Genomic DNA, 17,641 nt, shown 5'->3' on the forward strand with positions numbered 1-17,641 from the left:
ATGTCTATTAAAGCATTTCCCCTAAAAACATCTTTGGTCAATGAACTGCCAATCAAAAAAATGCTGTCTATCGTCGGCTTGGCGGTTTTGATTAATGGCTGTTCTTCCCAAGAACAAAAAGGTCGCTACGACATTGATTCTGATATTGCGCCAGATACGCCAATATCAGTCGAGCACCTAGAAGACGCTCACCCGCAGTATGAACCTTATAGCTTAGGCGGTAACAGTAATTACACTTTGCGTGGTGAAGACTACAAAATCGTCAAAAAAACGGAAGGATTTACCGAGAAAGGCAAAGCATCTTGGTACGGTAAAAAGTTTCATGGCCATTTAACGTCAAACGGTGAGATCTACGACATGTATTCTATGTCTGCAGCTCACAAAACATTACCTATTCCAAGCTATGTAAAAGTAACTAACACCGACAACGACAAGACGACGATTGTTCGTATCAATGACCGAGGTCCATTCCATGAAGGACGAATCATTGACCTTAGTTATGCGGCGGCTTACAAGCTCGATGTATTGAGAACAGGCACAGCAAATGTTGAAATAGAAGTTATCACTGTAGCTATGCCAACCGACGCGAATAAAAAGGCTGCTTTACCGCAATTTATTATTCAGGTAGCCACATCTCCACATGAAGATAGAACTGAGAAGTTAGCCCAAGATCTAGGTGAAAAGCTAGCTGTAGCAACGTTCTTGCAGCCAAATGATGACAACTACCGATTAATGCTTGGGCCATTTCATGACTATGCTCTGACTCAAGAGAAACTGGAACAGGTTAGGCTAATGGGTTACCCGTCAGCTTATATAAAGAAACACACGTTAACTCGCTAATTAATCTAACAGTTACTTCTGGTAATCAGCGCTCTGGTGTGACAGAGTGATTCTGTTAATATATGAATAGTTCACCAAATAATTGCATTCAAAATGATTAAATCTAATAAACTTGTTAAATCGATTTTTGCTACTTCTGTTGCTCTTTCTGCAACGATAGCTACATCGTCATTCGCCGCTCCAATTGTTGTTCCTGATGCACCACAAATCGCCGCTAAAGGTTTTGTTCTGATGGATTACCATTCAGGCAAAATACTAGCTGAGAAAGAGATGAACACTCAGCTTTCTCCAGCAAGTTTAACTAAGATGATGACGAGCTACGTGATCGGCCAAGAGCTAGATCGTGGCAACATCAATCTAACTGATGACGTTGTTATCAGTGAAAATGCTTGGGCTAAAAACTTCCCTGACTCATCTAAGATGTTTATTGAAGTTGGTACAACGGTTAAAGTTGAAGAACTAAACCGTGGCATCATCATTCAATCAGGTAACGATGCTTGTGTTGCAATGGCAGAACACATTGCGGGTTCTGAAGACGCATTTGTTGACCTAATGAACGCATGGGCAAGCTCTATCGGCATGAAAGACACGCACTTTGCTAATGTGCACGGTCTAGATAACCCGAATCTATACTCTACACCTTACGATATGGCTCTACTTGGTCAGGCATTGATTCGCGACGTTCCTGATGAATACCGTATCTACTCACAGAAAAAATTCACTTACAACGGCATCACCCAGTACAACCGTAATGGTCTGTTATGGGATAAGAGCATGAACGTTGATGGCATCAAAACGGGTCACACGAGCAATGCTGGCTACAGCCTAGTAAGTTCAGCGACAGAAGGCAAAATGCGCCTAGTTGCGGTTGTGATGGGAACTAAAAATGCTAATGCTCGTAAAACAGAAAGCAAAAAGCTATTAAGCTACGGTTTCCGTTTCTTCGAAACAGTGGCACCACACACAGCGGGTGAAACCTTCGTAGAAGAAAAAATCTGGATGGGTAGCCAAGATACGGTTGCACTAGGTGTCGACGAAGATACGTTCGTTACTCTGCCTCGTGGCCAAGCTAAGAACCTGAAGGCAAGCTTTGTTCTTGAGAAAGAACTGGAAGCACCAATCAGCAAAGGCGATGTTGTCGGTAAACTATTCTACCAAGTTGATGGTGAAGACGTTGCTGAATACCCACTACTTGCACTTGAAAATGTAGACCAAGGCAGCCTATTTAGCCGCCTGTGGGACTACCTAGTACTGCTGTTCAAAGGTTTATTTTAAACAAGTCAAAAGTTTGTTCTAAGCAACACATTCGCTTCTTGCAAAGCTAACCTGATGAGTAAGTTAACTATTTACTCTTCAGTTAAACAAAAGCCGCTATGTGCGGCTTTTGTTGATCTTGAGTTCGATGATATTTACACGTAATATTCCGCCTTATTATTCGTGTCTGTTGACCGAACACGCTTTTATCGACATTTCGCCAATTAGCGAGAGTCTAGCCTTTTGGAGCTAACCATGAACATCAATTCTGATGCAAAACTAAAAGATCTCTTAGAGTTCCCTTGTTCATTCACTTACAAAGTAATGGGCTACGCGAAGCCAGAACTTACTGAGCTAGTGCTAGAAGTGATCCAGCGTCATGCTCCTGGTGACTATAGCCCAACACTAAAACCGAGTGCGAAAGGAAACTACCACTCTGTTTCTATCAACATTACAGCGACTTCAATTGAGCAAGTAGAAACTTTATACAAAGAACTAGGCGACATCGAAATCGTTCGTATGGTTCTGTAATCTACAATTGAACATGAAAACAGCGGCTTATTGCCGCTGTTTTTGTTTGAAACACCGGATTACTGACAAAAGCATTCAACTTAATTTTCAATAAATACAAAGAAAGTTGAAAAACCTTGCAGTCCGTCTGTAGTTAGAAACCTATTTCGCGTTTATAATGCGTTCACTTTATTAATCCTTGAGGGAGTGCTGCTTTGCAAAATAAGCTAATCGTAAAAAAATTAGGCCGTCAGGATTACGAACCTGTATGGAAAGCCATGCATAAGTTCACAGACGAACGCACGGAAGAAGACGTAGACCAAGTTTGGTTGGTTGAGCACAATCCAGTCTTCACTCAAGGACAAGCAGGCAAAGCTGAGCATGTATTAAATGCCGGTGACATCCCTGTGATACAAAGCGACCGCGGTGGCCAAGTGACTTACCACGGCCCAGGCCAATTAGTTGCTTACTTTCTGATTAACATCCGCCGCAAGAAGTTCGGAGTGCGTGATTTGGTGACTCATATCGAGAACCTCGTAATCAATACTCTGAAAGCTTACAATATAGATTCAGCTGCCCGACCTGACGCTCCTGGTGTTTATGTCGATGGCAAGAAAATCTGTTCACTCGGATTACGAATTCGACGTGGCTGCTCATTCCACGGGCTAGCACTCAACGTCGATATGGACCTGTCTCCATTCCTACGCATTAACCCATGCGGTTACCAAGGCATGGAAATGGCGCAGGTAAGCCAACTCGGCGGACCAAGTGAACTAGAAAACGTTGAGCAACAGTTAATACAAGAGCTAGTAGAACTACTCGGCTATGACCAAGTAGACATTCAAGCCACCAGTAACATTACAGCAGAAGCATAAAATCATGAGCAAACCAATCCAAATGGAAAAAGGCGTTAAATATCGTGACGCTGACAAAATGGCATTAATTCCCGTAAAGAATATGCCTGCTGAACAGAAAGAAGTTCTACGTAAACCTGCATGGATGAAGATTAAACTTCCTTCAGACAGCCATCGTATTCAAGAAATCAAATCAGCAATGCGTAAAAACAACCTGCACTCAGTTTGTGAAGAAGCGTCTTGCCCTAACCTAGCCGAGTGTTTTAACCACGGTACGGCAACGTTTATGATTCTTGGCGCTATCTGTACTCGTCGCTGCCCGTTCTGTGATGTTGCCCATGGTCGCCCTGTTGCTCCTGAATCAGAAGAGCCGAAGAAACTGGCTAAGACGATTAAAGACATGAAACTGAAGTACGTTGTAATCACTTCAGTAGACCGTGATGACCTGCGTGATGGCGGTGCTCAGCACTTTGCTGACTGTAACCGTGAAATTCGCGAGCAAAATCCAAATATTCGTATCGAAACACTGGTTCCTGACTTCCGCGGTCGTATGGATGTGGCACTTGATCTAATGAAAAATAACCCGCCAGATGTTTTCAACCACAACCTAGAGACAGCGCCACGCCTATACCGTAAAGCGCGTCCAGGCGCAAACTACAAGTGGTCTCTTGATCTGTTGAGAAAATTCAAAGAGCAGCACCCAAACATCCCAACTAAATCAGGTGTGATGATGGGTCTTGGTGAGACGAAAGAAGAGATCGTTCAAGTACTGAAAGACCTTCGTGAGCATGGTGTAACTATGCTGACACTTGGCCAATACCTAGCGCCAAGCCGCCACCATTTACCAGTAGAACGCTACGTGCCGCCTTCAGAGTTTGATGAGCTGAAAGAGATTGCTCTAGAACTAGGCTTCACTCACGCAGCTTGTGGCCCGTTTGTACGTTCTTCTTACCATGCAGATCTACAAGCGCAAGGTATGGAAATTAAGTAGTCACGATTACTTAACTAAAAATACAAAGGCGCTGACTATTATGTTCAGCGCCTTTTTTCTATCTTGCAAGTTCAGCTATACCTTCACATCGAAACAACAAAGCCACTCCTTATGAGTGGCTTTGTGCTTAACATTTCAAGTTCTGAGTGTTTAGGTTCAGAGAGTCCAGATGGGCTCTGCGTTAACCAAATGAAGCCCAGAGAACCGTCGCCACTAAGATTGGGCACACGAACTTCACATACATTGGCCACACTTTACCAAACCAACCCAATTGGAAATCAGGGCAACCTTGCTCAAGCTCTTTCACTTTTGAAGCTCGGCTCCATACCCAGCCACCAAATAGGCAGAACATCAGTGCAGCAACCGGTTGAAGGTACTGAGTCGCTATCATCGCAACCAATCCAAACATCGCGGCAAAGTTGTAGACAATCACCACACTAAACAACGCGATAACACTACCAATTACCCAACTCGTTGGTGTTCGTCTGGTATTGAAACGCTCGCTCACTAGCGCTACAGGCCCTTCCAGCATCGAAATCGATGAAGTTAGCGCGGCAATCGTTAGCAACAAAAAGAAGACAATCGCGAAGATCTGGCCAAGCACGCCTAAGCTATCAAACATCAACGGCAGAACCGTAAATACTAGCGTGTCAGAGCTTAATAATGAGCCATCTTCAGCGTAGATTTGAACACCTTTTTGCATCGCAACAAACATTGCAGGCATGACGACTAAACCCGCAATAAACGCAACAGCGGTATCGACTAAGGTAACGTTCATTGCCATTTTTGGCAGGTTCTCTTTCTTACTTAAGTAAGAGCCATAAACCAACATCGAGCAACCACCAATAGTCAGCGAGAAGAAACCTTGCCCCATTGCCGCTAGAATCAGTTTTCTATCCCAAACTTTCTCAAAGTCTGGAACTAGGTAATGTTTCAGGCCTTCCATCGCGCCAGCTTGGGTCATGATGTAAACAAACAGTAAGCCAAACAAAACAAACAGCGCAGGCATCAAACGAGTCGACCATTTCTCGATACCTTGCTTAACACCGCCCTGCACAATCAAGATAGTCAGTACATAAAACACAACAGTACCAAATACGTTTCGTTCAACACTGAAGCCTTTAAACCAATCAGCAATCGTCTCTAGACCAATCAGATCAGCGACAGCACCAATGAGGAAGCAGATCAACCAGCCACCAACAATACTATAAAATGCCAACACGGCGCTTGGCACACTCAATCCGACCCAACCGACAAACTCACCGACTTTCTTACCCAAAGGGTTCGTAGTCAAAGAACGCATGCTATCGACAGGGTTTGCTTGACCGTGACGACCAATAGCCATCTCAACCACCAGCATTGGGAAAGCGACCACGAAGATCATGATCAAATAGACTAAGAGAAAAGCGCCACCACCGTTACTGGCAACTTGAGTTGGGAAGCCCCAAATATTACCCAAGCCAACCGCTGCACCCGCCGCTGCTAAAATAAAACCTAAACGAGAGCTAAAGTGCTCTCTTGAAGAGGAAGATTGTTGGTTCATATTGCCCGCATCAAAAATCAGTGAACTAGTTGGGAAGTACAGTAATAAAAAGCAATGATAGGCACAACCAATAAATGAATAATTCTCTTATTTTTACAATCGATACGCTATTTAGAACCACATAATTAACAACTAACTGATCTTATCGTTTGCCAAATAACGACCAATCAAGATATAGACCTAAAAAATAAAGAGTATGTATCGGATTAAATACTCGTGCGGCTGAACCTATAGATCCATAAATACCTACATCCATAAGCACATACATACGAAAAGAGCACCAAACGGTGCTCTTGTGATTCATCAGTCGATTCAGATTAGATCGTGAATACTTGATAGTCTTTTAGGTTCGGAATGATTTCATGCAGCTCTTGCTCTTGTTCTGCCATCTCATCAAGCGAATCACAGAACTCATTCGCTTCCTCTTGCACTTGTTGAGAGTGTTCTTTCATTCGCTCTTCAACTTTAAGCTTTAATTCAGCCATGCTATCAGCCAATTCAGTCAGGTTTAGACCACCGTCTTGTTTCATTTTTTCTGACATCGCATTAAAAGCGCTGGAGATAAATTCTTGATTAAAGATTTCTTTCGCTTTCTCGAAATCTTCAGACCAACCATTGGCCATCGAATCAAAACTGTCTGCTGGTAACACTAACTCGCCATCTTTGTAGTAACGAGCTTCCAGTTCAGCAAAGTAAGTTTTCATTGATTCTTTTACATTATCAAATGACTCAGGTGAATCGAGGCTAGCCGCAATATCATCAATCACGTCATTAGCTAACGCTAGGCTATCGTTCGCCATTTGTTTCGCTCGTGGTAAGTACTCACTCATGCTTTCGCGGTATTTTTCAATCGCCGCTTGTTGGTCGGCATCAAGCTCAACCTTCTCACCATGAATATATAAGTCGTTGTTGCCATCGAAAACGGCAGTATCACCATTCACTTGATGGATTTCGACTTTTTGGTCATCGATTCGCAATTCATTTTTCAAATCAACTCGACACTGAGCAGCAAAAGTTGGCAGGCTCACAAAAGAGATTACCGCTGTTAACGATGCGATTAATACATTGTTTTTAATAAATATTTTGTTTTTCATAAATACATTGTTTTTCATAACATCCTCTCATCAATCTGACCGATTACTATACCCTTGGTATATGCTTCTTTGTCAGAGAAACGTTTTATATATATCCGTTACTCAGTTAGTCGATAGATATTACTTCGTAGCAAAACTGTTTATCTGCGACCTTAAACTCAACTTCATCACCGACTTCTTTACCCATTAGAGCCTGGCCAAAAGGTGCATTCGCCGTCACGATAGCGACTTCATTATCATTCCACGTGACAGAAAGTCCGCCGACTCTCGGCCCCATAAAAAAGTGTTTATATTTATCATGCTCGTCAACAACCACAACGTAACTGCTCACCGTAATTCGCTCACTATCGCGTAACACTAAGTTGCGATAACACTGAATGTCGTCTTCACACTCTTGCACTCTTACAGCTTGACCATGTGCAAGGTACGAGGCTTCTAATGCCAATGTATCGTACTTATGTTCTGGTACTGTCTCTTCATCAGTCGCAGCATCTATGGCACGCTGAGTCGCAGATTGTGCGATACCTAATCGGGATTCGAGTTGCTCTATGATTATTTGTCGAAGCTCAGGCTTATTCATACTTTTGGGGTGCTTTTCTATAGGAGCTACAGAATAGAATTAGGTACAATCAGGTGCAAGACATTTGATTCATCAAGCAGCGCTATCATCAAAAGGCGCCCGATTTAGCATCAATACGACACTTAATAACTCAGGTAGAACATAAATGATTGAGCAGAAGCTAAAACAAGTATTCGGATTCGATTCACTGCGTCATGGCCAAAAGCAAGTCATCGACAATGTTTTATCTGGTCACTCTACTGCAGCCATATTCCCTACAGGCTCAGGTAAGTCACTTTGTTATCAATTACCAGCACTAGAATTACCACATTTAACTTTAGTCATATCGCCACTGTTAGCTTTAATGAAAGACCAGCTCAGCTTTCTACACAGCAAAGGGATCAGCGCAGCAGCAATAGAATCAAGTCAAGACAGGCAAACGACGCAGCAGGTGATGCAATCTGTACGTAACGGAGACACCAAGATCCTGATGATCTCGGTTGAGCGTCTTAAGAACGAACGCTTTCGCCAGTTTATCTCCCAAGTACCAATCTCTATGCTTGTCGTCGATGAAGCGCACTGTATCTCAGAATGGGGACACAATTTTAGACCTGATTACCTGAAACTTCCCCAATACCAAAAACAGCTTAATATTCCTCAAGTATTACTGCTAACGGCAACCGCGACAACATCGGTTATTCAAGATATGAAGTCTAAATTTTCAATCGATGAAGATCGAGTTGTCGTTACCGGTTTCTACCGTGAAAACCTTGACCTCTCTATTCAACCTTGTACGCAAGCCGTCAAGTTAGAAACTTTATGTACATTGGTAAATAAAGCCTCTCAAGCTCCCACAATTGTCTATGTGACCCTTCAACAGACAGCAGAAATGGTCGCTCAACAGTTACGTAATGCTGGGGTTGATGCCATGGCTTACCATGCGGGTCTTAAGCCAGAAAACAGAGATGTTATCCAACATCAATTCATGAATGACGAAGTAAATTGTATTGTGGCAACGATTGCCTTTGGTATGGGTGTCGACAAATCAAACATTCGCCGAGTGATTCACTTCGACTTGCCAAAATCAATAGAGAATTACTCACAAGAGATAGGACGAGCAGGCCGAGATGGGCAACCATCAGAATGCATCTTACTCGCTAACAAGCATGGTCTAAGTACTCTAGAGAACTTCGTCTTTGGCGATACGCCAGACAGCATATCGATTCAAGCAGTATTGAAAGAGATCTACGAGAATCATAACCTTGGCGCTTCTGGATCGAACCAGTGGGAAATCATGCTTAATCAACTATCGCGTGAATCCAACATTCGTCAGCTTCCGCTAAAAACGCTTCTGGTTTATCTAGAAATCGAAGGGGTTATTGAACCAAAATACAGCTACTTTGCTGATTATAAATTTAAGTTTATCCGACCTAAGCAACAGATCACAGAACAGTTCCAGGGAGAGCGTCGTGGTTTTGTTGAAGCGATTTTTCAATGCTCCCCTCAAGCAAGAGTATGGTGTCAAGTCGATTTCGACGCGCTTTGGACACACTTCCAAGCTGATCGTCAGCGTGTTATCACAGCGATCGATTACTTCAATGAACAAGGTTGGATTGAGCTAGAAAGTAAACAAATCACAGATGTGTATGCGATCCACAATACCTCTGAAGACATGATGCAGTTATCGGAACGTCTAACTGAATTGTTTAAGGAAAAAGAGAACAATGAAATAAACCGCCTAAACCAAATGCTAAGCTTCTTCGAAGCTGAGACTTGCCTAAGCTCACGCCTTGCAAGCTACTTTGCCGACGACAAGGCCCCGAAAAACTGTGGACATTGCTCGGTATGTCGAGGGAAGGTTGCAATCTTGCCAACCGTCGATGTTGAACCAATTGATGACGAAACCGTGATGACATGGATTCATGAATTTGTATCTAAAAGCCAACAACTGATTACCGACGAAGCCATTACTCGCTTTCTATGCGGAATCGCAACCCCGCTTTCAACCAAACTCAAAGCAAGTAAAATGGTCGGTTACGGCAAGTTAGAGCAACAGCCATTCAGTGAAACCCTAACACGAGTAAAGCAACTCCCTAGATAACCCGCCGACCTCAATTGAATCGAAACCAACTAGGCAGAGTAAGCCTAGTTGGCTTTCATATAACAGTATTTCGAATCAAGCTCTAAGCTCTAAGCTCTAAGCTCTAAGCTCTAAGCTCTAAGCAAGGTAATTTAAAAGAAGCTCAACTGACGCATCTTATCTTTAGGTTGCAGCATCACGCTCAAACCAAGTAGTCGAATTTCTCTCCCCTGCTGCCTTTTTAATATCTCACTCAAAAGCTCTTTAAAATATTCACGATCGAGAGAGACGTGTATGTGCTCGATCGTTGTTTGTTGAAAATCAGCGAATTTAAGTTTAATGCCTTGCTTGATGATCGCTTTACTTGGGCTGGCTTTTTCTAAACGAGTTTCAAGCTCAGGAAACAGCTTCTCCTCTATCACCTGCCAGCACTCCGCGTAAGTAGAAATATTTTGAGTAAACGTTCGCTCTACCCCTACCGATTTTCGCTCACGCTCAATGATCACTTCTCGATCATCAATGCCATGGCTGCGCTTCCATAACGACGCACCTTGACGGCCAAATCTGAGCAACAAATCGCGGTAGTCAGATGCTTTAATATCCTGACAAGTAAAAAAGCCCGCCTGATGCAATTTTTCAATACTCACTTTACCCACGCCGGGAATCTTTTCGAGAGGCAATTCATCAATGACTCCTTGTACATCTTGTGGAGGGATAACAAATTGTCCGTTAGGCTTATTCATATCGGAGGCCACTTTAGCCAAGAATTTAATCGGAGCAACGCCAGCCGAAGCCGTCAAATTGAGTTCATTCCAGATATCACGACGAATCGATTCTGCAATAAGTGTGGCCGAGCCGTGACACAACTTAGAATCTGTGACATCAAGAAAAGCTTCATCTAAAGAGAGAGGTTCAATGACTGATGTGTATCGAGAAAAAATTTCGCGGATCTTTTTAGATATCTCGACATAGACCGACATTCGTCCAGGCACAACCAACAAACTGGGGCAGAGTTGGAGCGCTTTCCCCGTCGGCATGGCAGAACGAACCCCAAACTTGCGAGCTTCATAATTACACGTACTCAACACACCTCGTTGCTTTTCATGCCCGCCGACCGCAAGCGGACGATTTCGGTAAGACGGGTTGTCTCGCATTTCTACAGCTGCGTTGAAGAACCCTTAGGTGAAAAATGTAAGTTTGACTGGCTGAGTAAGTGAATTCGTTTTTATAACATAGGTTTAGATAAAAATTCTTACTAACAAAAAAACCTTACAAAAAAATCCGAGAAATTTATGTAAAAAACTGGCATTTTCTTAAAAATCCACTTACAAAAATCACAAAGGGAGTTGTAATTGATCCGTTGATTTCTTGGGTTCAATACCAACACTTAATCCGACTAAACGTATACTTCGTCCATGACTTCTAGCAACGGCTTCTTCACATAACTTGATAAAAAACTGCATATCCATTTCATCATACTTATGTTCAACCGTTGTTTGTTGAAAATCGTTGAACTTTAACTTTACACCGAGTTTCGTGATCACTTTATCTGCAAGCGCTTTTTCTAACCTTTGCTCTAATTCGACATACAAAGGCTTTATTGCTAGTATGCATTCATCCAAACTATGAATATCATTTAAATATGTCCGTTCAACCCCTACTGACTTTCTAATCCTTTCGACAACAATATCTCTATCATCAATACCATTGCACCTTTGCCAAAGTGTATGTCCGAATTTGCCAAATTTTGAAATCAAAGTGTTTTTATCGAAATTCTTAACATCATCCCCTTTATATAAGCCGAGTTTGTTTAATTTCTCTAACGTCACCTTCCCAACACCATTTATTTTCCCTAATTCTAATTCGTCTATAAAAGTTTGGATCTCAGAAGGTGGGACAATACATATACCATTAGGTTTATTCACATCTGAAGCGACTTTAGAAACAAACTTTAATGGGGAAACTCCTGCCGAAGCCGTTAAATTCAATTCAGTTTGAATAGACTTGCGTATGTCTTCTGCAATTAAAGTTGCTGAACCTTGAAACAGCTTAGAACCTGTGACATCTAAATACGCCTCGTCTAAGGATAGTGGCTCTATTACATCCGTATACCGTCTAAATATTTCATGGATTTGCCTAGATACCGCCTTATACTTTTCCATATTTCCAGACACTACTGTTAAGCTTGGGCAAAGTTGTAACGCTTTTGTTGTAGACATAGCCGAACGCACACCAAAAGCTCTCGCCTCATAACTACAAGTTGCAATAACACCGCGACCATTTTTCCCTCCAACTGCTAGAGGAATTCCACGTAAAGAGGGGTTGTCCCTTGCTTCTACAGAGACATAGTAACTGTCGAGATCAATGTGAATTATTTTTCGCATACTTTAATCGATGTTTTTGAATGGTTTAGGTGCATAAACCTTTTTCAACACCTTTGCACTGTGTATTTGCACAGCATTATAGCAATTCAAATCTGATATTAGCAAAAGAATCTAACGATGCAGTGTTCAACTATATAGATGAAAAAGCCGAAATAACCCTTTCCAAAATGCCCCAAGCTGAAGCTCATCAAATACTCTTAGACTCCCTCCGAAACCGTCTTCATAGACATGGGCACCGTTACTTCCCCAAGTAACATTCGAGCCGTTACTCTCTTCAGCAAAGAGCGAGAATTACTAGAAGCATTACGCTGAATGGGAATCTGAGGTTTGTTTTGCTCTCTCATGTGGGCATAAAGACATGACTCCTGAATGTCATCTTCAATTCGCTCTGCAAACTCAATTAGATTTGGCTCAGCAAAGGTAAATAACCAAGCATGTTGTACTTCTGAAGAGTTAACTCGAAGTATGCGCCCAAGCACCTTTCTGCAGTACAGTTCCGTTTTACTGAACTCATATGACAACATACTTGAAGGCACGGGATATCCGATCCCTTGCTGAACATAAAAACTGGGGGCATGCCAGCGACGATCATGCTGACACGCCTCTGGACATAAACGCGTTAGAGTTTAAGGTCTAACGCACTCGTTCTAGATTAGAATAAGTATCTTGAAACCTTAAACGCTTGTATGGCCAACCAAGGCACAGTAACCGCATCGATGAAAAGACTCAAAATGTCGTCATCTCATTAACGCTCAATTTACCTCACCTAACATCGATCAGGATCAGTGGTGAGATGAGAAAGCGTTTTAACATCTCGATTAGCCACTCAACAGTAAGGAACATCTGGCTTGAAGAAAAGCTGAATACAAGAGAGCTACGGGAAGCTCGTGCCGAGGCATCAATTATCGAATAGAAGCAGACCTGTCATAGTTGACTACTATTAATAAGACTATGACAGAGTCCTTCGGTAATTAGACCGTCAACCTCCTTCGGTAATCACAATATATTTATGCAGCACCTGAATGTCGCACAGAGGGTGAGGTGTCACGTTTCATCTGGTGGTGGGCCCATAGACCTATTTTTTCAGTTAGTTTATTACTAAACATTTTGCAGCCTTGTTCACCTAGTAATTTCAAGCGGCTTGCTTTCCAGTTGTTGAGTCTTTTCGTATCGTAGCTTTGATCTACCCATTGATTGTTTTGTGGTAGTGCCTGACCCCAATGGTATGCATGTGGAATATCGCTTTCTGCTAAAGCATCGAATATGGCTTGATGGCCTTTACTGGCAAAGTTTAGCGGGTCGTCTAAACCTGGCATCTCCATGGCGACTGAAATTGGGCCGTATTGGGTGAATGCTAAGCTCGCGCGTGAGTTTTTCACATAACGGAATGCTAACGGTGCACCAAATGGATGTTTCTTGGTGATTTTGAGTATTAAATCCATGGCATCGCCAACTCTATCAAGCGGTACGCTTATTTCTATGCTTGTGCCAGGCAGTGGGGCGGGGGAAGTCGGATCCGGTGGATTATCACTACCAAATTGTTGCCCTGGCAATCCTGGGATCAACTTGCCATCGGTTGGTTTGACTTCTTCTTCGAGCACTACTTGAATGGCCTTGGCTAGCACTTTTTTAATAATGAACGATTCTGGGTTGATACCATAGCTGGCATCAAACAAATCTGTACTTTGCTCTGCGGCTTCTTGGTATTGTTGGACTGAAAAGTCAGTTGTTGGAAGTTTGCTTTTGTATAACACACGTATGAACGCGCCTTCTTCACCTTTTTTGAGGTAATATGGGTTAAGTACGACTTCAAAATGAAAGGGTAATTCATTACCTTTGGGCAGCCCTAAGCCTTCCACGTCCATGGTACAGATGGCGTGTTTTACCTTTGGTGTGAATTGCATTTTTTTCACGAACTTTTCTAGCAAGTAGAGTGGTTCGGTTTGAATTAACAGACCGTGAACTAGGCCGAAAGAGCCAAATCCAACGAGGGCGGCATTGAATAGCTCATCGTCATTAATCAGTTTGGTGTTAGTGAGCCAATCACAAAATTCATCGGTGATCACCGGATCTGACGCTCGCTGTAAAAATACCAGTTGTTCATCTAAGGTGACTAAATGAATACCACGGACATAGTTTTCCATTGCGCCAATGGCATGGGCTGAACCATGAGTACCAGTAGATACAGCGCCAATGAAGGTTTGACCATCGCTGGCCCCAGAGGTTGGTAAGGCAAGATTTTTCTCTTGAAGTCTTTGGTTGAGGGTTTTGACCATAACGCCACATTGAACAAAAGCTAACTGGTCTTTGATACCCTGGTAGTCTTTTTGTACATAGTTATTGTCTTCAATACCAATCAAACTATAGTCGAGTTGATTACTATCGACGATATAATCTTGAGTAAAAGCGATGTTATTGAGTGACCATTTTGAACCATAAGCACGCACTTTGGTTTGCGCTTGCTTGGCTTTGGCGATTATGGCTTGTAATCCTGCCATGCCAGCGATAAACGGTCTGTCTGGTGATACCGCTTGTTGTTCAAATTGGTTGTAGGGTTTTAGTAATTTAGTGACTTCGCCACCTGTATGTAAGGTGCGATGCCAATTTTGCCATTGTTGGTCGTTGAGTATTTCGATATAAGGTTTCATGTTTTATCCTGGTGGTGAAAATGCGCGACCGATTGAGTCGCGCGAGGGGGATTTAGTTAGTTTTTGATTGCACCACAGATTTGAATAAATCCTGGTGATTGCACTTGATGAACATCAATTGCCGGTAAGCTGATGGTTAAACCATGGCTGAATAAGTCTTCGAATTCGCTTAAGGCTTCTTTGACGGCTTTTTTGATGTAATGGCAGGTGGTGCCGCCGCTACAGCTATCGTAATCATTACTGAATGCCAGATGAAGTTTGCCATCTTCTGCACTTAAGCCAATGCTAACTGTGATGTGGTAAGTATGGCTGACTTTGACGATGATCTCTTTGTAACGTAAGTTCAAATGAGTGACCAATTCACTGCTGGATGAAAATTGACTGTTTAACTGGCCTTTTTCGATTTTGACTGCTGCGCCGCAGTCATACTTAGATTCTTGCGAGGTTTCGTTGTTACTCACTCGTGCTGGATAAACGTCGGCATCTAGGCTAATAAAATTATCACCGACGAATAAGTCTTGGTTTTCAAGTTGTTGATAAAGCAAATTTTGAACAAATGTCATGATGGTGAGATTTGAAATGATTAGCGCGGTATCACAATCCGATGCTGGATAGATGGTGTTTGCCGATAATGGGCTGGTAGATGAGGTATCATCATTAGCAAGCATGAGGGCTACAAAGCTGTTGTTTTGATCTTCTTGATTGTAGACATACGCTAGCCCAGTTTTGATTTTATCGGTATCTAAAGGCAGGGCAATGTTAATTGGAAGCTCGATTGTGCCTATTTGTTCAATCACTTGATTGAGTAACTCGGTAATATGTTGGTGTTGTTGCTCAATATCGATTGGTTTACCGATGAATTTGACTTTGAGTTGAGATAAGTCAATGTCTTTTATCACTTTGGCACCAAGATTAATCTGCAATTGATAACGGTGATCACTTTGCTTAACCAAATTTAAGTCGACTTGGCTTAAATCTAGGGTTGCAGCAAGGATGCCATCAACACTAAATAGCTTTTTCATTTTACCTTTAGCACTAATCGATAGTGTCACTTGTTGTTGGTTTTGGCTATTAACAGCCTCGACTTGTGGACAACCTAATTCAATGTCTGCCACTTGCTTTGGTAATTTTTGCGCGTCATAAAGCGCTTGTAGTTGTTCATTCATTGGGGTTAGCTTTTCAGCTAAAACAATATCCCAGCCAGCATTGAGTTGTTGAACGGAATCCATTGCAATCACATAACCACCAGAGGCGAAGTAGAGTTGGTTTTGCGCTTCATTTTGCACCATGGCGACATTGTTTTTACCGATGCCGGCAAAGCTATTTTTGAATACAGTTTTACCGGTATCGATATCAAGTTGTTGCAGGTAGCCGCGACAGCCAGTATTGATAGTTTCACTATCTACTAATAGTGCCACTTGGCTTTTTTCATCGGTTAAGCTGATACGCCAACTTTGCGTCGAAAATTGGTCGGTTTTAACACTTATCACATCACCACTAACGCCAATAAACAAGCGTTTGCCGTCTGGAGTGATGGCGAGGCTCAACGGTTTGCTGTGTGCGTCAGAAATACTCAAATGGTCAAGCTGTTTACCGCTACTGATATCCAGTTTATGGGCATTGTTGTGACAAGCGGTATAAAGAATGTCATCTTTTAATAACAAGGTAACGATATCAGATGAACTGTTGACTTCTTCGCGCCATGCTTCGTGACTGAAATCATTGGTGTTGATGCGAATGGCATAGCCATCAGTACCGACATATAATGCGCTGCCATCGTCGCTGATGGCGAGGTTGACGCCGTGATTGTGTGTGCGCTTGAGTTTGTTGGTTGCTATGGTTTTTCCGTTGCCTGCATTTAATTGATAGGCATAACCATTACAGGCAGCATAAACTTTGTCACCGTGACAGGCCATAGTGACATCTTTGCTGGTACCACTGATTTCGTTGCGCCAAACTTCATTAGTAAAATCATTAGTATCGATACAAATCGCATAACCATCAGTGCCGATGTAAAGGTATTTACCGTCATCAGAAATGGCCATCAGAATATTGTTGTGATGGGTTTTGTGTAAACTGTTGGTGTCGATTAAATTGCCTGTTTTGGCATTGAGCTGATAGACATAACCATTGGTGCCAACGTAAAGATATTGATCTTTTTCAATCACTGTCATGTCCGCAGTAGAACTTGTGACTTGGTTATTCCACTCAGTATTGGTTAAATCGAGCGAACTTTTTGCCATGAATTGATTGATGGCTATAAATGAGGTATTTAGATTTTGTATTGACATGATTAGTCCTTATGTATATTCAATGTTTCTAATGCTTTAAACACCTAATGACTACATAGGTAGAATAAGAGCCTGGGGATTAATTGAGGCCATGTATCGCTGCCCCTTAGTCATCTTGATTGTCTTCCACTAATAAAATAGGGGACATACCGGCCATACTTATCGCATTTGGAATTCACTTGTCAGGTCTAGGATCTCAAAATAGCCTTGGTTGTTGCAGACTTACAATCAGTGAGTATTCAAATGGATTGCTAAAAGTGACAATAAGACGCGAAATACCAAGTCTTTGTTATGCTCGTAAAGCAATGCTCAGGGTGATACTAGTTGCATACTGTAGGGATGGCAAGTTGGGGAAGTCTGAATTGCACAGTAAATGGGGTCAGGTCTTGCCTTTTGCCAATCATTAGCTTTTCTATATCAAAACTATCCGATGATCTTTGCTCAAACTTCGACAGGTAACCCAGAATGGGGCAAAGATGACTCAGCAAAGACCTTGCTGAATCGAAGGTGGACAAAAGTGTTTCAGCCTGAACGGGTTAAAACGAATATGAGCTATATGAATAATGCCTCAAAAGATTGATCTCTTTTAATTG

At 42.3% G+C, this 17,641-nt stretch carries 12 protein-coding genes and 2 pseudogenes; 6 read left to right on the plus strand and 8 right to left on the minus strand.

Annotated elements, in window-relative coordinates:
• From AACW75_RS21455 to lipA, 5 genes are all read left to right on the plus strand, one after another.
• Complete coding sequence (locus AACW75_RS21455) at window positions 1-840, plus strand: septal ring lytic transglycosylase RlpA family protein (RefSeq protein ID WP_145572193.1); 840 nt, start codon at window positions 1-3, stop codon at window positions 838-840.
• Between the two features lie 93 nt (window positions 841-933).
• Window positions 934-2,115 (plus strand): serine hydrolase, encoded by a 1,182-nt coding sequence (locus tag AACW75_RS21460; protein ID WP_017074225.1) that lies wholly within the window; start codon window positions 934-936, stop codon window positions 2,113-2,115.
• A 234-nt stretch (window positions 2,116-2,349) separates the two neighbouring features.
• Window positions 2,350-2,625, plus strand: coding sequence for a DUF493 family protein YbeD (gene ybeD, locus AACW75_RS21465; RefSeq protein ID WP_017074224.1), 276 nt, complete (start codon window positions 2,350-2,352; stop codon window positions 2,623-2,625).
• Window positions 2,626-2,819: 194 nt separating this feature from the next.
• Entirely contained in the window at window positions 2,820-3,479 is a 660-nt protein-coding gene (gene lipB, locus AACW75_RS21470; RefSeq protein ID WP_004737632.1) for a lipoyl(octanoyl) transferase LipB, read from the plus strand.
• Window positions 3,480-3,483: 4 nt separating this feature from the next.
• Window positions 3,484-4,449, plus strand: a complete 966-nt coding sequence (gene lipA, locus AACW75_RS21475) for a lipoyl synthase (RefSeq protein ID WP_237297511.1) — start codon at window positions 3,484-3,486, stop codon at window positions 4,447-4,449.
• A gap of 181 nt (window positions 4,450-4,630) precedes the next feature.
• On the opposite strand, the gene AACW75_RS21480 is transcribed toward lipA, so the two are convergent.
• The 3 genes from AACW75_RS21480 to AACW75_RS21490 all read right to left on the minus strand — a co-directional run bounded on the left by AACW75_RS21480 (window position 4,631) and on the right by AACW75_RS21490 (window position 7,666).
• Complete coding sequence (locus AACW75_RS21480) at window positions 4,631-5,992, minus strand: sodium-dependent transporter (RefSeq protein ID WP_145572195.1); 1,362 nt, start codon at window positions 5,990-5,992, stop codon at window positions 4,631-4,633.
• A gap of 317 nt (window positions 5,993-6,309) precedes the next feature.
• Window positions 6,310-7,104, minus strand: a complete 795-nt coding sequence (locus AACW75_RS21485) for a YggN family protein (RefSeq protein ID WP_081304111.1) — start codon at window positions 7,102-7,104, stop codon at window positions 6,310-6,312.
• A gap of 88 nt (window positions 7,105-7,192) precedes the next feature.
• Complete coding sequence (locus AACW75_RS21490; protein ID WP_135455452.1) at window positions 7,193-7,666, minus strand: GreA/GreB family elongation factor; 474 nt, start codon at window positions 7,664-7,666, stop codon at window positions 7,193-7,195.
• A gap of 145 nt (window positions 7,667-7,811) precedes the next feature.
• Between AACW75_RS21490 and AACW75_RS21495 the strand changes: the two genes are divergently transcribed.
• Window positions 7,812-9,746 (plus strand): RecQ family ATP-dependent DNA helicase, encoded by a 1,935-nt coding sequence (locus AACW75_RS21495; protein ID WP_145572196.1) that lies wholly within the window; start codon window positions 7,812-7,814, stop codon window positions 9,744-9,746.
• Between the two features lie 131 nt (window positions 9,747-9,877).
• Here AACW75_RS21495 and dinB (AACW75_RS21500) read toward each other — a convergent pair.
• The 5 genes and pseudogenes from dinB (AACW75_RS21500) to AACW75_RS21520 all read right to left on the minus strand — a co-directional run.
• A pseudogene (dinB, locus tag AACW75_RS21500) lies at window positions 9,878-10,897 on the minus strand (DNA polymerase IV); the annotation flags it as partial.
• Between the two features lie 162 nt (window positions 10,898-11,059).
• A complete protein-coding gene (gene dinB / locus AACW75_RS21505; RefSeq protein ID WP_061024069.1) occupies window positions 11,060-12,109 on the minus strand; it encodes a DNA polymerase IV in 1,050 nt (349 codons plus the stop codon).
• 349 nt (window positions 12,110-12,458) lie between these two features.
• Window positions 12,459-12,677 (minus strand): annotated as a pseudogene (locus AACW75_RS21510) (diguanylate cyclase); the annotation flags it as partial.
• Between the two features lie 439 nt (window positions 12,678-13,116).
• Window positions 13,117-14,757: an FAD-binding protein gene (locus AACW75_RS21515; RefSeq protein ID WP_145572198.1), complete on the minus strand. Its 1,641-nt coding sequence runs from the start codon at window positions 14,755-14,757 to the stop codon at window positions 13,117-13,119.
• Window positions 14,758-14,813: 56 nt separating this feature from the next.
• Window positions 14,814-17,048, minus strand: a complete 2,235-nt coding sequence (locus tag AACW75_RS21520; protein WP_145572199.1) for an outer membrane protein assembly factor BamB family protein — start codon at window positions 17,046-17,048, stop codon at window positions 14,814-14,816.
• Between the last annotated feature and the right edge of the window lie 593 nt (window positions 17,049-17,641).

The organism is Vibrio sp. L3-7 (assembly GCF_963898195.1).
Taxonomy (GTDB): Bacteria; Pseudomonadota; Gammaproteobacteria; order Enterobacterales; family Vibrionaceae; genus Vibrio; species Vibrio echinoideorum.

What these genes read in the sequence shown, in the direction of transcription:
- AACW75_RS21455 (WP_145572193.1), top strand. Translation starts at nt 1, where the DNA reads ATGTCTATTAAAGCATTTCCCCTAAAAACATCTTTGGTCAATGAACTG.
- AACW75_RS21460 (WP_017074225.1), top strand. Translation starts at nt 934, where the DNA reads ATGATTAAATCTAATAAACTTGTTAAATCGATTTTTGCTACTTCTGTT.
- ybeD (WP_017074224.1), top strand. Translation starts at nt 2,350, where the DNA reads ATGAACATCAATTCTGATGCAAAACTAAAAGATCTCTTAGAGTTCCCT.
- lipA (WP_237297511.1), top strand. Translation starts at nt 3,484, where the DNA reads ATGAGCAAACCAATCCAAATGGAAAAAGGCGTTAAATATCGTGACGCT.
- AACW75_RS21480 (WP_145572195.1), bottom strand. Translation starts at nt 5,992, where the DNA reads ATGAACCAACAATCTTCCTCTTCAAGAGAGCACTTTAGCTCTCGTTTA.
- AACW75_RS21485 (WP_081304111.1), bottom strand. Translation starts at nt 7,104, where the DNA reads ATGAAAAACAATGTATTTATGAAAAACAAAATATTTATTAAAAACAAT.
- AACW75_RS21490 (WP_135455452.1), bottom strand. Translation starts at nt 7,666, where the DNA reads ATGAATAAGCCTGAGCTTCGACAAATAATCATAGAGCAACTCGAATCC.
- AACW75_RS21495 (WP_145572196.1), top strand. Translation starts at nt 7,812, where the DNA reads ATGATTGAGCAGAAGCTAAAACAAGTATTCGGATTCGATTCACTGCGT.
- dinB (WP_061024069.1), bottom strand. Translation starts at nt 12,109, where the DNA reads ATGCGAAAAATAATTCACATTGATCTCGACAGTTACTATGTCTCTGTA.
- AACW75_RS21515 (WP_145572198.1), bottom strand. Translation starts at nt 14,757, where the DNA reads ATGAAACCTTATATCGAAATACTCAACGACCAACAATGGCAAAATTGG.
- AACW75_RS21520 (WP_145572199.1), bottom strand. Translation starts at nt 17,048, where the DNA reads ATGTCAATACAAAATCTAAATACCTCATTTATAGCCATCAATCAATTC.